The following is a 13,517-nucleotide window of genomic DNA, read 5'->3' on the forward strand; positions in this document are numbered from 1 at the left end:
TTCAGTCGTCCTCGGTGAGGAACCCGGCGACGGAGGCGGCGAATCCGGGGTCCCGGACGACTGTCAGATGGTCGCCGGGCAGCACCTCCAGCCGCGCCCCGGGGATGGCGTCGGCCAGCACTGCGGGCCGTACGGCCAGCGGATCGGCCGCACCGGCGAGCACCAGCACCGGTATCCGGATGCGGTCCAGCGGCAGCGGGCCCCGGTGCACCGAGCGGATCTGCGCGGCCAGGGCCGGCCGGTCGGCACCCGTCGTGTCGGCCAGGACCCGGAAGGCCCGCGTGCGTTCGGGGGCGTCGGCCGCGTCATCGGCCGTCAGCGCCGCCGCCACCAGCTCCGGCGGCATGACCCGGGTGTCCAGCCCGCCGACCTCCACCGCACCCGCGCCGATCCCGCCGACCACCAGCCGGGTGATCCGCTCGTCGGCGGCCGCCGCGAGCAGCGCCACGACCGCGCCCATCGAGTAACCCGCCAGATGGACCTCACCGGCGCCCGTGCGGTCGATCAGCCGCCGGACGTCCCGGGCCATCAGCGCCTCGCCGTACAGCGCGTCGTCATGCGGCTTGTCCGAGGCGCCGTGGCCCCGGGCGTCGGGCGCGATGACCTGACGGCCCCGCGACACCAGCGCCTCCACCACACCCGGACCCTCCCAGTTCAGCCGGGCATCGGCGGCGAAACCGTGCAGCAGGATCACCGGGGGCAGACCGGACCCGGGACCCCGGGACCAAGACCAGTAACGCAGCGTCAGACCGTCGTCCGTACGGAATTCATCTGTCATGGCACGACGCTACGGGCGGCGCCCCCGCAACCGGGTCCGCACTGTGCCGGTGCACAGCCAAGTCCCGCCCGCCTTGGGACGGCGCCCCGCAACGGGCCCGGGGCGGGGCGCGGGCGGACGCACACCTTCCGACGTTGTTTACGCGGAAGTAACGTGCCGGTCGTGACTCCATCGACGACCGTGCACAGTCCGCTCCGGCTGTACGGCCGCAGCGGTGAACTCGCCATCCTGGAAACCCTCCTGGGGCGGCTGCGGCACGGTGACGGCGGCGCGCTGGTCCTGACCGCGCTGCCCGGCTTCGGCCGCACCGCGCTCCTGGACAGGGCCGTGGCCGCGCACCGGGAGCGGCGCACCGGCCCCGTGCTGTCCGCCACCGCCGCTCCCGCCGAGCGGCGACTGCCGTACAGCGGGCTGCACGCCCTGCTCTGTTCCGCGCCCGGCCCGCTCCCGCTGTCGCCCGACCGGGTGCTGCGCGACGGCATCACCGCCACCGAACTGCTCGTCCTGCTGCGTGAACTCGGCGCGGAACGTCCGCTGTTGGTGTCGGTGGACGACGCGCACGGCTGGGATCAGGAATCGCGCGCCGCCCTCGTCTTCGCCGCCCGCAGACTCGGCGCGGGCAGCCGGGTCGCGGTGGTGATCGGTGCCGGGGACGAGACGAGCTTCGCGGGGCTGCCCGCGCTGCGGCTCGGCCCCCTCGACGACGATGCGGCGGCGGCGCTCCTGGACCGGATCACCGAGGCCGCCGGCGCCGCGGACCAGGTCGACCCGGTGGTCCGCGGCGAGTTGCTGCGGGAGGCGGCCGGCAACCCCCGGCTGCTCGCCGGACTCGCCGCCCGGCTCACCCCCGACCACCTGGCCGGCCGCATCGCGCTGCCCTGGCCGCTGCCCGGTGCGGAGGACGTCCTGGACGCCCACGCGGCCCGCCTCGACGGGCTGCCCCCGGACACCCGCACCCTCCTGTTGCTCGCGGCCGCGGCGCAGGAGCACGAGCCGGAGGGCGCCGGCACCGATGGTGCGCTCCTGCTCCGCGCCGCCGTATCGGCCGGCCTCGGTCCCGCCGCGCTCGACCTCGCGCTGCTCACCCCGTCCGGGACCGCGGGCGCGCTCCAACGGGCGGGGGAGCGCGTCCACTTCAGCCATCCCCTGGTGCGCCGGGCGGTCCTGCACCGCGCCTCCCCGCAGCGCCGCCGCGCGGTGCACGGCCTGCTCGCCACCTTGCTGACGCCGGTTCAGGCACTGCCTCCCGCACATCCCCATCCGCTTCCGTTTCCCTCTCCGCGGCGCCCGGCGTCCGGGCCCGCCCTGCTGCCCGCGCTCGTCCAGCGGGCCTGCGCCGCGGCGGGGCCCGATGACGCGCTGGCCGACGCGCTGGAGGCGGCGGCCGTGGCGCCGCGGCAGCATGCCGAACGGGCGGCCGCACTCGCCCGCGCCGCCGGGCTCTCCACCGACGAGGCGGTGCGGGCCGCCCGGTACGCGGCGGCGGCCGAGCACACCCGGCTGGCGGGCGACGCCGGGAGGGCCCGTGCACTGCTGGCACGGGTCGGCGCGCGCCCCGCGCACGACGGCGCCCACCTGGTGCGCGGCCTGCTCGCCCTGCGCGACGGACCGGCGACCGACGCTCACGAGGCCCTCCTCACCGCCGCCGCGCTGCTCGCCCCGCACGACCCGCGGCGCGCCCTGGACGCCCGCCTCGGCGCGGCCGAGGCCGCCTGGGCGATGGGCGACGCCCTCGCGTACCTCGACGCCCTGACCCGTATCCCGGCCTCCGCGGCCGATCCGGCCCTCGTGCAGTACCGCGACGGCATGTGCGCCGTGCTGCGCGGACGCGTCGCCGAAGGGCAGGCGCTGCTGCGCCGCTGCGTCGAATCCACCGGCCGGGCGCACGACCCCGCCGTCCTGCTGCGCGGCGGGGTGGCGGCCCTGGTGGTGGGCGATGTCGACGGGGCGTGCCGCTCAGGGGCCCGGGCCCTGGCCGCCGTCCGGGCCGCCGGGCCCGAGGCGCTGCTGCCGCAGGCGCTGGAGCACCTGGCGTACGCCGAGCTCCGGGCCGGCCGCCATGCCCGCGCCCGCGCCCACGCGCTGGAGGGTCTGCACGCCGCCCGGCGTACCGGGCAGCCCAACACCGCATCCCACCTGCACGCCGTGCTCGCGCTCGCCGCCTCCGTCGAGGACGGGACCGAGGCCTGCGCCACCCACGCGGACGCGGCCCTGGCCGGGGCGGGACCGCACGGCCTCGCGCAGGCCGCGACCCTCGCCTCCTGGGCGCTCGCCCGCGCGGACCTGGCGGCGGGGCGCTCCGGCGAGGCTGCGGCCCGCCTCGACCCGCTCGTCAGGCCCGGCCCCCGGCGGGGGCACTTCGCCACCCGGATGCTCGCCGTTCCCTGCTACGTCGAGGCGTCCGTCCTGGCCGGGCGGGCGGACCGGGGCAGGGGAGGGGACCCGGTGGCCGACGCCGTCGCGGAGTTCGCCGTCTGGACCACCCGGACCACCGACCCCCAGGCCCCCGCCCAGCTGGCCCGCTGCCGGGCCCTGCTGGCGGCACCGGCCGACGCGGCCGGACGGTACGAGGAGGCGCTCGCCCACCACGACCGCGCGGGCGGCGACTTCGAGCACGCCCGCACCCAGCTGCTGTACGGGGCCTGGCTGCGCCGGCGCCGCCGCACCCGGGAGGCCAGGGGTCCGCTGCGGGACGCCCTGGTCGCCTTCGAACGGTGCGGCGCACGCGCCTGGGAGGCCAGGGCGAGCGGTGAACTGCGTGCCGCGGGCGAGGCCGTGGAGGCGCCGGCCGCGGCCGGCGGACCCGATCCGCTGGCCGTGCTGACCCCGCAGCAGCAGCGGATCGCCCGGTGCGTCGCCGAGGGGGCCACCAACCGTGAGGTGGCGCTGCGGCTCTCGGTGAGCACGCGGACCGTCGACCACCACCTGCGCAATGTCTTCGCCGCGCTCGGCGTGCGGTCGAGAACGGAGCTGGCCAGGGTGCTGGGCAGGTAGGAACCGCCGGGCGGCCGCAGGGGTCCGGCGCCGGGGGCCGGGCCGGGAGGTTGCAGGACCGTGATGAGAAGAACGCCGCAGACCCCTAGGTACCGACTGGGCGGTATGCCATTCTGCGGGCGTCAGGATGATTCGGTGTGCTCATGCCCAATGCCGGGCTGGGCGAACCGGAGCCGGCCGATTTCCGGAGCCGGCCGAATCCCGGTGGAGGCCGCCATGCCGCAGGTCGTACGTTCACGGGTCAGGGCGCTGCACGGGCCGCCACCCGTCGCGCCGATGCCGCGCCGCTTCCGTTCACTGGCCGATCGCGAGGCCGTCGCCGTACTGCACCGGGCCGCCCGGGTGCTGGTCGAGGCGCTGCCCGAGCTGACGGACCGGCTGGTCGAGGCGTTGCGCGAGCAGGAACCCGCCTACCGCTCGGCGATCGAGGCCGACGCGGCGGACATCTGGCAGGAGGTGCACCACTCGCTGCGGCACAACGTCCAGTCGCTGATCCAGCCCCGCGAGTTCCGGGACGCCGCCCACCGCACCTCCCGGCGTATCGGTGAGGTCAGGGCCGAGCAGGGTCTGCCGCTCGACGCGGTCCTGCACGCCTTCCGGATGGGCGGTGCGATGGTCTGGCAGGACCTCGTGGACGAGACCGCGCGCCGCCACCCCGAGGACATCCGGCTGCTGGTGCATGTCGCGGCGGACGTCTGGAACTTCGTGGACGAGCACTGCGGCGTCGTCGCCGACGCCTACCGGCAGACGGAGCGCCGGCTGGTCTGGCGGCGGGAGAACCGCCAGCGCCTGATGACGGCGGCGCTGCTGGACGGCACCGCGCAGATCGCCGAACTGCCGGAGGCCGCGGCGATGCTGGGGCTGCCGGAGCAGGGCAGGTACGCGGTGCTCGCGGTCGCCACCGCCCGCCGCGCCCCGCACGGCACCACGCACCCTCCGATGACGCTGCCCGCCGGCACGGACGCGCTCTGGCACCCGGGACCGGAGGCGGAGTTCGCGATCGTCCCGCTGACCTGGGGCGAGGGGGCGGCCGAGGCCGCCGCACCGGTCGCCGACACGGCCGGCACCGCGTCGGCCGGGGGGAGCGAAGGGCCCGAGGCGCCGGCCGGCGCGGTCGACGGGGACGCGGAACTGGCGGCGTTGGCCGCCGGCCTGTCCGTCCCGCCGGGCGCCCGGGTCGGGATCAGCTCCGCCGTCGAAGGACTGGCGGCGGTCGGGGACGCCCGCCGGCTCGCCGAGACCGCGCTGCGGGCCTGCCCGGCCGGCGGCGGCGTCGTCCTGCTCGACGAGCAGCTGCCCGCGGCCCTGGTCGTCTCGTCCCCGGGACTCGGCTCCGCGCTCGCCGCCCGGGTCCTGGGTCCGCTGGACCGGCTGGACCCCGCCGACCGCGACGTGCTGATCGAGACGCTCACGGCATGGCTCGACTCGGACGGTTCGGCGCAGCGCGCGGGAGCCCGTCTCTACTGCCACCGCAACACCGTCCTGAACCGGCTGCGCCGGTTCGAGCAGCTGACCGGCCGCTGCCTGACCCGCCCGTCCGACGCGGTCGAGGTCTCCCTCGCCCTGGCGGCACGGCGCCTGCTCACGGACTGAGACCGCGGACGAGGGCGCCTGGCACGCGGACTGGGAACGCGGGCCGAGAGCACGGACCGGGAACGGGGGAGCGCACGCGCGGCCGGCGCGTGTGCTCCCGCACAGTCCTCCCCGCCACCCGCTGTACGCGCGCAGCGCACCCGCCCCGCCCGCTGTACGCGGATCCGGGCACCTGATGCCGTAACCGGCATGCCTCCCGTGCCCCCGGAATCCCGCGCGCTCCACGCACCCCGCGCGCTCACGAACGCCCCCGCACCCGCCGCCCCCTGCGCCCCGGCCCCGGGAGCGCGCCGGTGAGCGGCGGCTTCGACGCCCGGTCGCTGGCCGTCGTCGTCTTCCTCGGCTTCGTCGCCGTGTCGCTGCTGCTGTGCGGGCTGGCAGCCGCGGACCAGGACGACCCGGAGCACTTCTACGCGGGCGGCGGCTCCGCCCTCGGTCCGGCCGGGAGCGGACTGGCCATCGCCGGCGACTACATCTCGGCCGCCACCCTGCTCTCCACGACCGGCTCGGTCGCGCTCGCCGGCTTCGACGGCATCCTCTTCGCCCTCGCCACGGTCGCGTCCCTGGTCCTGGTCATGCGGATCCTGGCCGAACCGATGCGCCGCAAGGGCGTGTTCACCCTCGGCGACTTCCTCGCGGACCGGCTCGGCGACCCGACCGTACGCCGCGCCCTGGGGATCACCACCCTGGTCGTCCTGACGCCCCTGCTGCTGGTGCAACTCGCCACCGCGGGGCGGGTGATGACCTCGATGTTCGGGCTGCCGGACGGCGCGCTCACCAGCTGCACCGTCGCCAGCGGCGCCCTGATGGTCTGCTACTCCGCCGTCGGCGGCATGCGCGGCACCGGCTACATCCAGATCGTCAAGGTCGCGGTGGTGCTGGCCGCGGTGACCCTGCTGGCCGGCCTGGTGCTCGCCCGCTACGGCTGGAACCCGTTCGCCCTGTTCGACGCCGCCCGGCAGGGCAGCGGGGCCGGCGGCGCGTACGCCCGCCCCGGTCTGCAGTTCGGCCACACCCTCTCCGGCACCCTGGACCTGCTCGGCTTCCAGCTCACCCTGGTCCTCGGCGCCGCCTGCATGCCGCACATCATGATGCGGCTGCACCCCATGCGCGACAGCTGGACCGTGCGCCGCGCCACCGTCTGGGCGGCGGCCCCGGTGGCCTTCCTGTGCGCCGGTGTCGTCGTGGTCGGCCTCGGCGCGGCCGCCCTGCTCGGCCACAAGGTCATCCAGGCCGCGGACCCGGCGGGCGGCACGGCGCTGCTGCTGGTGACCGGCGCGCTCGACCCGGGCGCCGGCGGGCCGCGCGAGTCCCTGCTGTTCGCGTTCGTGGCCTGCGCGGTGTTCGCCACCACGCTGGCCGCCGTGGCCGGCATCACCCTGGCCGCCGCCTCGTCCCTGGCCCGCGACTTCGCGGCGAAGGCCCGGGCCCGTACGGCCGCCCGCTCCGACCGGTCCGCCGGGCGCGAGATCCTCCGCGCCCGGCTGGCCGTCGTGCTGGTCGGCGCGCTCTCCGTCTACGTGTCGACGTACACCCACGAGCGCAATCCGCAGGTGCTGCTCTCGCTCTCCTTCGCGGCCGCCGCCTCCGTACTCCCGCCGGTCCTGCTGTACGCACTGTTCCGGCCGGGCTTCGACGCGCGCGGGGTGCGCTGGACGGTCTACGGCACGCTGCCGCTGATCGCGGTCCTGATGGTGTTCTCGCCCGCGTTCTCCGGCACCCCCATCGCGCTGTTCCCGTCCCGCGACTTCCACTGGTTCCCGCTCCAGACGCCGGGCCTGATCACGATCCCGGCCGGCTTCCTCCTGGGGTACCTGGGGTCCCGTACCGGGCGGCGGGAGCGGCCGGCGGCAGAGGGCTCGGCCCGTCGTGCAACTTTTATTGCGCAATAGATATTGCGCAAGTTTTCTTTCCTATCTACCGTGGAGGGCATGGCAAGCAACGAATCACGCCGGGTGTCCGACCTCGGCACGCTCAAGGCGTTCGGGCACCCCCTGCGGATGAAGCTCTACCGCGCGCTCTACATCGCCCGGCAGGCCACCGCCTCCCAGCTCGCCGAGCAGGTCGACGAGCAGGTCTCGCTCGTCAGCTACCACCTGCGCAAGCTCGCCGACCACGGCCTGATCGAGGAGGCCGACCGGGAGGGCAGGGACGGCCGCGAGCGCTGGTGGCAGGCCGCGTCGAAGGGGCTGCGCTTCCACGACGAGGACTTCAGCGACGCGCCGGAGAAGGCCGCCACCCACACCGCGGTCAGCCGGCTCTCGTTCGACCAGCACATCGAGATGTACCGCCGCTTCCTCGACGCGTACCGCACCTGGACGGCGAAGTGGCGCAAGGCCTCCTACACCTCGGAGTACCTGGCCCGGCTGACCCCCGACGAGCTCTCCGCGCTCGAACGCGAACTGCACGCGGTCATCAACCGGTACGAGGAGCAGGGCCGTACCCGCGACGAGGCGGGCGACACGGAGGACCGCGAGAACGTCGCGCTGCACCTGTACGGCTTCCCGTTCCGGACCTGACCGTTCCGGACCTGACCGTCCCGGACCCGGACCGTTCCTGACCGTTTCAGCCCGACCCCGGCTTGCTCCGAGAGGACGCCCCGTGACCGTCACCCTCAGCGCCACCGAAGCCCCCGGACGCCCCGCCCACCGCGACGGCAACGTCCTGCGCTGGCTCGGCGCCTACACGGCGTCCACGATCGGCGACAGCGTCTACTACATGGCCCTCGCCTGGGCCGCCGCCCGTACCGGCAGCGCCTCGCAGACTGGTCTGGTGCTCGCCGCCGGCTCCATACCCCGGGCCGTCCTGCTGCTCGGCGGGGGAGTGCTCGCCGACCGGCTCGGGCCGCGCCGCGTCGTCGTCGCCAGCGACACCGCCCGCTGTCTCGTCATCCTCGGCCTGGCCGGCACCCTGCTCCTCACGTCGCCCACGGTGTGGATGCTGATCGCCGTCGCACTCGTCTTCGGCGCGGTCGACGCCCTCTTCCTGCCCGCCGTCGGCGCCCTGCCGCCCCGGATCACCGCCGCCTCCCAGCTCGCCCGGGTCCAGGGACTGCGCGGCCTCGCCACCCGCACCGCCAACGTGGTGGGCGCCCCGCTCGGCGGCGTCGCGGTCGCCCTCGGCGGACCCGTCCTCGCCTTCGCCGCCGCGGGCGTCCTCTTCGCCGTCTCGCTGCCGCTGCTGCTGGCCGTACGCATCAGCCCGCTGCCCGTGACGGACCAGGCCGAGGCGGCACCCGCAGGCACCGCCCGGCGCGAACTGGCCGACGGACTGCGCTACATCCGCCGCCACCCCCTCCTCGGACCGCTGATGCTCGTCGTCGCCGTCAGCGAACTCGGCTTCGTCGGACCCCTCAACCTCGGCCTGATCCTGCTCAGCGACGAACGCGGCTGGGGTGCGTCCGGCATGGGCTGGGTCGTCGCCGCCTTCGGCGCCGGCGCGGGCGCCTCGGCCCTGCTGCTCACCGTGCGGGGCCGCGTCCCCCGGGCCGGACTCGTCATGTGCCTGACCGTGCTGGTCGGCGCGGTCGCCATCGGGGCCCTGGCGTTCGCGCCGTCCGTGCCGCTCGCCGCGGGGGTCGCGTTCCTCATCGGACTCTTCGCCGGCCTCGGCGGCGCCCTGTGCGGCGCGCTCACACAGACCGCCGCCGACCCCGGCTACCTGGGCCGGGTCACCTCGGTCTCGACGCTCTTCACCCACGCGCTCGCGCCGCTCAGCTACCCCGTCACCGGCGCGGCCGTCGCCCTCTGGGGCACCGGACCGGTCTTCGTCGCCAGCGCCGTGCTGTGCGGGGCGGGCGCGGTGGGCGGCCTGGCCTTCACCCGGCTGCGCCGCGCGGAACTCCCGGGCTGAGGCCGCCCCGGGCGGCCGGCCCTACATCCCCAGCTTCGCCGTCGTCAGCCGGCCGATCGCGTCCTGTTCGCCCTCCAGCTCCACCCGCGCCGCGTCCTGCCGTCCGAACGCGAACAGCAGCAGCTCGCCCGGCTCACCGGTCACCGTCACCACCGGGGTGCCCTTGTGCGCCACCGCCGTCTGGCCGTCCGGGCGGCGCAGCACCAGCCCCACCGGGGCCTTGCGGCCCAGCATCCGCGCCGCCTTCTCCGTACGCGACCACAGGACGTCGGCGAAGACCGGGTCCAGCTCCCGCGCCGACCAGTCCGGCTGTGCCCGGCGGACGTCCTCCGTGTGCACGTAGAACTCGACCGTGTTCGCCGCCTCGTCCAGCTGCTTCAGCCCGAACGGGGACATCCGCGGCGGACCCGTACGGATGAGCTGGATCAGTTCCTCGTACGGCTTCGCGGCGAATTCCGCGGTGACCCTCTCGCTGCGGTTCCTCAGCGGTCCGATGAGGGTCCCGGCCGCCGCGTCGGGCCGCCGCTCCCGCACCACCACATGGGCCGCCAGATCACGGGCCTTCCAGCCGTGGCAGAGGGTCGGGGCCTCCGGGCCCACGGCCTCCAACAGGTCGGCGAGCAGAAGTCGTTCGCGCTTCGCATGGGTCGACATGTCCGCCAGCGTACGACCGCCGTCCACCGTCCGCCCAGTGGACGCACGCCCGGAAGCCCTCCGCAGCCACGGCACAATGGGCAGATGACCAGCACGCCCACGCCCGGCACCCCCCGGCCCGCCAGCGACCTCGACCCCGCCATCGCCGCCCGCCTCAAGCGCGGTGCCGACGGACTGGTCCCGGCCATCGCCCAGCAGTACGACACCGGCGAGGTGCTGATGCTCGGCTGGATGGACGACGAGGCCCTGCACCGCACCCTCACCACCGGCCGCTGCACCTACTGGTCGCGCAGCCGCCAGGAGTACTGGGTGAAGGGCGACACCTCCGGCCACATCCAGCAGGTCAAGTCCGTCGCCCTGGACTGCGACGCCGACACGGTCCTCGTGAAGGTCGACCAGACGGGCGCCGCCTGCCACACGGGCGACCGCACCTGTTTCGACGCCGACGTCCTCACGCTCGGACAGTAGGGTCAGCCGCCATGGATCTCGACACGTTCCGCAAGCTGGCCGTCGACCGGCGCGTCATCCCCGTCACCCGCCGGCTCCTCGCGGACGGCGACACCCCGGTCGGTCTCTACCGCAAGCTGGCGGGGGAGCGCACCGGCACCTTCCTCCTGGAATCCGCGGAGAACGGCCGCACCTGGTCGCGCTACTCCTTCATCGGCGTACGCAGCGCCGCCACCCTCACCACCCGCGACGGCGAGGCCCACTGGCTCGGCACCCCGCCGGTCGGCGTCCCCGTCGAGGGCGACCCGCTGCAGGCCCTGCGCGCCACCATCGAGACCCTGCACACCCCGCACGACCAGGAATCGGGGCTCCCGCCGTTCACCGGCGGCATGGTCGGCTACCTCGGCTACGACATCGTGCGCCGGCTGGAGAAGATCGGCGAGAGCGGCGGCGACGATCTGAAGCTCCCCGAGCTGACGATGCTGCTCACCTCCGACCTCGCCGTCCTCGACCACTGGGACGGCAGCGTCCTGCTGATCGCCAACGCGATCAACCACAACGACCTGGCCACCGGCGTCGACGAGGCCCACGCCGACGCCGTCGCCCGGCTCGACGCCATGGAGCGGGACCTGCGCCGCCCGGTCGAGAACGCCCCCGCCGCCCTGCCGCCCTCCGAGCTCCCGCCCTACACCGCCCTGTGGGGAGGCAAGGCCTACCAGGACGCCGTCGAGGACGTGAAGGAGCGCATCCGGGCAGGCGAGGCCTTCCAGGTCGTCCCCTCCCAGCGCTTCGAGACCCCGTGCACGGCGAGCGCGCTGGACGTCTACCGGGTGCTGCGCGCCACCAACCCCTCCCCGTACATGTACCTCTTCCGCTTCGACGGCTTCGACGTCGCGGGCTCCAGCCCCGAGGCCCTCGTCAAGGTCGAGGACGGCCGCGCGATGGTCCACCCGATCGCCGGCACCCGGCACCGCGGCGCCACCCCGCAGGAGGACCAGGCGCTCGCCGACGAACTCCTCGCCGACCCGAAGGAACGCGCCGAGCACCTGATGCTCGTCGACCTCGGCCGCAACGACCTGGGGCGCGTCTGCGAGCCGGGCAGCGTCGAGGTCGTCGACTTCATGTCGATCGAGCGGTACTCCCACGTGATGCACATCGTGTCCACCGTCACCGGCCGCGTCGCCGAGGGCCGTACCGCCTTCGACGTCCTCACCGCGTGCTTCCCCGCGGGCACCCTCTCCGGCGCCCCCAAGCCGCGCGCGATGCAGATCATCGAGGAGCTCGAACCCACCCGCCGCGGGCTGTACGGCGGCTGCGTCGGCTACCTCGACTTCGCCGGGGACTCCGACACCGCCATCGCCATCCGCACCGCGCTGCTGCGCGACGGCACCGCGTACGTCCAGGCCGGGGCCGGCGTCGTCGCCGACTCCGACCCGGTCGCCGAGGACACCGAGTGCCGCAACAAGGCCGCGGCGGTGCTGCGCGCCGTGCACACCGCCAACCGGCTCGGCGGGCACTGACGATCCGGTGAGACGACCGGCACACGGGGGGCGGTCCGCCATCACGGGGCCGTAAGGGATAGTGGAGTACGTGAGTGCTGTCCCCGTACCCCAGCCCCGTGCCGAAGCCGCCGCCGCGCCCGACAGCGCGGGGAGCCGCCGAAGCCTGGCCGCCGGCCTGCTCCTCGGGGCCGCCGGTGCCACCGTCGTCCTGCTCGCCTCCGGCCAGACCTGGGCCGAGGGCAAGGCCGCGGTCGGCGGCGGCACCCTGGCACTGAGCGCCGAGGGGCAGGACGTCACCGGCCTCCCCGCGGCCCTCGCCATAGTCGGCCTGGCCGCCCTCGTCGCCGTCTTCGCCGTCCGCGGCGCCGGCCGGCTCGCCGTCGCAGGACTGCTGGCCCTCAGCGGCCTCGGCGCCGCGCTGAGCGCCTACATCGGCGCGTCCGACAGCGCCGCACTCGACGAGAAGGCCGCGCAGACCACCGGTGACACCTCCGCCGCCATCCACGCACTCAGCCACACCGCCTGGCCCTACATCACCGCGGCCGGCGGCCTGCTGATCCTGCTGGCCGGACTCCTCGCCCTGCGCTTCGGCAGCCGCTGGCCCACGATGTCCGGACGGTACGAGCGCGACGGCACCCCGCGCCCCCGCAAGGCCCCCCGCGCCGCCCCGGACCCCGACCGGCCCGAGGACCTGTGGAAGGCCCTGGACCGCGGCGAGGACCCGACGCGCGAGGCATGACCCCCACGCTCACGCCGCACCCGCACGTGCGGGACAATGGCCGTGAGCTCGCGGCACTCCGGCGCCCACAGCGGCACGGTCGCGGCGACCCCGAGCGATACCAACAGCGCAACATCAACGAGGAGCAACTCATGGCGGGCAGCAGCCACGGACACACCCCGGCCGCCTGGACCGGTGTCATCATCGCCTTCATCGGCTTCTGCATCGCGGGCGTCTTCATGGTCGCGGCCAACCCGCTCGGGTTCTGGGCCGGAATCGTCGTCGTCTTCGTCGGCGGGATCGTCGGCCTGGCCATGAAGGCCGCCGGCCTCGGCATGCCGAAGGAGTCGTCGGAACTGGCGGCGGCCAGGGCCCGCGCCGGTCAGGCGCAGACCTCCTGACCCGTCCCGAGGACGCACGCGCGAGGCGCAGCCCGGTCCGGGCTGCGCCTTTCCGCGTCAGCGGCGACAATCACCGGGTGGACGCATCGCCTTCTCCCGCAGCCCCTCCGTCGGCCGGCCCCGCGCCGGTGCCCGGCCACCAGGGCCTCCCGCCGGTCTTCCCGCCCGCTCCCGTCCCGGCCTCGCGGCTGCGGCGGATCGCCACCCCGGCCGCCGTCCTGGCCGTCGTCGTCGGCGCCTTCGGCTACGTCGGCTCCGTCGACCCCAACGAACCGGGCCACTACCCGGTGTGTCCGCTGCTCCGGTTCACCGGCATCTACTGCCCCGGCTGCGGCGGGCTGCGCAGTGCCCACGCCTTCGCGCACGGCGACATCGTGGCGGCGCTCGGCTCCAACGCCCTCGCCGTCATCGGCTACGCGGCCTTCGCCGTGCTCTGGGTCCTCTGGGCGGTCCGGGCGGCCTCCGGGCGGCCGCTGCGGTTCGAACCGAAACCGGTCCACTGGTGGGGGATCGGTGCCGTCCTGCTGATCTTCACGGTCGTCCGGAACCTGCCGTTCGGATCGGCGCTCGCGCCGTGA

At 75.2% G+C, this 13,517-nt stretch carries 12 protein-coding genes; 10 read left to right on the top strand and 2 right to left on the bottom strand.

Going from position 1 to position 13,517, the window contains the following annotated elements; translation table 11 throughout:
* Window position 1 precedes the first annotated feature (1 nt).
* The gene (locus OG521_29380; GenBank protein WUW24654.1) at window positions 2-778 is read right to left on the bottom strand and encodes an alpha/beta hydrolase; all 777 of its coding nucleotides are present in this window, start codon (window positions 776-778) and stop codon (window positions 2-4) included.
* A 162-nt stretch (window positions 779-940) separates the two neighbouring features.
* On the opposite strand from OG521_29380, the gene OG521_29385 reads away from it, so the two are divergent.
* The 5 genes from OG521_29385 to OG521_29405 all read left to right on the top strand — a co-directional run bounded on the left by OG521_29385 (window position 941) and on the right by OG521_29405 (window position 9,217).
* Window positions 941-3,772 carry a LuxR family transcriptional regulator gene (locus OG521_29385; GenBank protein WUW24655.1) on the top strand — a complete coding sequence of 944 codons (2,832 nt, stop codon included), beginning with the start codon at window positions 941-943 and terminating at the stop codon, window positions 3,770-3,772.
* Between the two features lie 216 nt (window positions 3,773-3,988).
* The gene (locus OG521_29390) at window positions 3,989-5,365 is read left to right on the top strand and encodes a helix-turn-helix domain-containing protein (GenBank protein ID WUW24656.1); all 1,377 of its coding nucleotides are present in this window, start codon (window positions 3,989-3,991) and stop codon (window positions 5,363-5,365) included.
* 293 nt (window positions 5,366-5,658) lie between these two features.
* A complete protein-coding gene (locus tag OG521_29395) occupies window positions 5,659-7,257 on the top strand; it encodes a cation acetate symporter (protein ID WUW24657.1) in 1,599 nt (532 codons plus the stop codon).
* A 39-nt stretch (window positions 7,258-7,296) separates the two neighbouring features.
* Window positions 7,297-7,884 carry a helix-turn-helix domain-containing protein gene (locus OG521_29400; GenBank protein WUW24658.1) on the top strand — a complete coding sequence of 196 codons (588 nt, stop codon included), beginning with the start codon at window positions 7,297-7,299 and terminating at the stop codon, window positions 7,882-7,884.
* An 82-nt stretch (window positions 7,885-7,966) separates the two neighbouring features.
* Entirely contained in the window at window positions 7,967-9,217 is a 1,251-nt protein-coding gene (locus OG521_29405) for an MFS transporter (GenBank protein ID WUW24659.1), read from the top strand.
* Window positions 9,218-9,238: 21 nt separating this feature from the next.
* Here the strand turns inward: OG521_29405 and OG521_29410 are convergent, their stop codons facing one another.
* Window positions 9,239-9,871 carry a TIGR03085 family metal-binding protein gene (locus tag OG521_29410; protein ID WUW24660.1) on the bottom strand — a complete coding sequence of 211 codons (633 nt, stop codon included), beginning with the start codon at window positions 9,869-9,871 and terminating at the stop codon, window positions 9,239-9,241.
* Between the two features lie 84 nt (window positions 9,872-9,955).
* Here OG521_29410 and hisI point away from each other — a divergent pair, with 84 nt between their 5' ends.
* The 5 genes from hisI (at window position 9,956) to OG521_29435 (ending at window position 13,517) form a co-directional block, all read left to right on the top strand.
* On the top strand, window positions 9,956-10,339 hold the full coding sequence (gene hisI, locus OG521_29415) for a phosphoribosyl-AMP cyclohydrolase (protein ID WUW24661.1): 384 nt from the start codon (window positions 9,956-9,958) through the stop codon (window positions 10,337-10,339).
* Between the two features lie 11 nt (window positions 10,340-10,350).
* Window positions 10,351-11,838 carry an anthranilate synthase component I gene (locus OG521_29420; protein ID WUW24662.1) on the top strand — a complete coding sequence of 496 codons (1,488 nt, stop codon included), beginning with the start codon at window positions 10,351-10,353 and terminating at the stop codon, window positions 11,836-11,838.
* A gap of 61 nt (window positions 11,839-11,899) precedes the next feature.
* Window positions 11,900-12,559 (top strand): TIGR02234 family membrane protein, encoded by a 660-nt coding sequence (locus OG521_29425; protein WUW24663.1) that lies wholly within the window; start codon window positions 11,900-11,902, stop codon window positions 12,557-12,559.
* A gap of 131 nt (window positions 12,560-12,690) precedes the next feature.
* Complete coding sequence (locus OG521_29430; protein ID WUW24664.1) at window positions 12,691-12,939, top strand: hypothetical protein; 249 nt, start codon at window positions 12,691-12,693, stop codon at window positions 12,937-12,939.
* Between the two features lie 77 nt (window positions 12,940-13,016).
* Window positions 13,017-13,517, top strand: coding sequence for a DUF2752 domain-containing protein (locus OG521_29435; protein WUW24665.1), 501 nt, complete (start codon window positions 13,017-13,019; stop codon window positions 13,515-13,517).

This window comes from Streptomyces sp. NBC_01463, from assembly GCA_036227345.1.
Classification (GTDB): Bacteria; Actinomycetota; Actinomycetes; order Streptomycetales; family Streptomycetaceae; genus Streptomyces.

Bases quoted from the DNA above. Each gene is read 5' to 3' on its own strand.
- OG521_29380 (WUW24654.1), bottom strand. From the start codon at position 778: ATGACAGATGAATTCCGTACGGACGACGGTCTGACGCTGCGTTACTGG.
- OG521_29390 (WUW24656.1), top strand. From the start codon at position 3,989: ATGCCGCAGGTCGTACGTTCACGGGTCAGGGCGCTGCACGGGCCGCCA.
- OG521_29400 (WUW24658.1), top strand. From the start codon at position 7,297: ATGGCAAGCAACGAATCACGCCGGGTGTCCGACCTCGGCACGCTCAAG.
- OG521_29410 (WUW24660.1), bottom strand. From the start codon at position 9,871: ATGTCGACCCATGCGAAGCGCGAACGACTTCTGCTCGCCGACCTGTTG.
- hisI (WUW24661.1), top strand. From the start codon at position 9,956: ATGACCAGCACGCCCACGCCCGGCACCCCCCGGCCCGCCAGCGACCTC.
- OG521_29420 (WUW24662.1), top strand. From the start codon at position 10,351: ATGGATCTCGACACGTTCCGCAAGCTGGCCGTCGACCGGCGCGTCATC.
- OG521_29430 (WUW24664.1), top strand. From the start codon at position 12,691: ATGGCGGGCAGCAGCCACGGACACACCCCGGCCGCCTGGACCGGTGTC.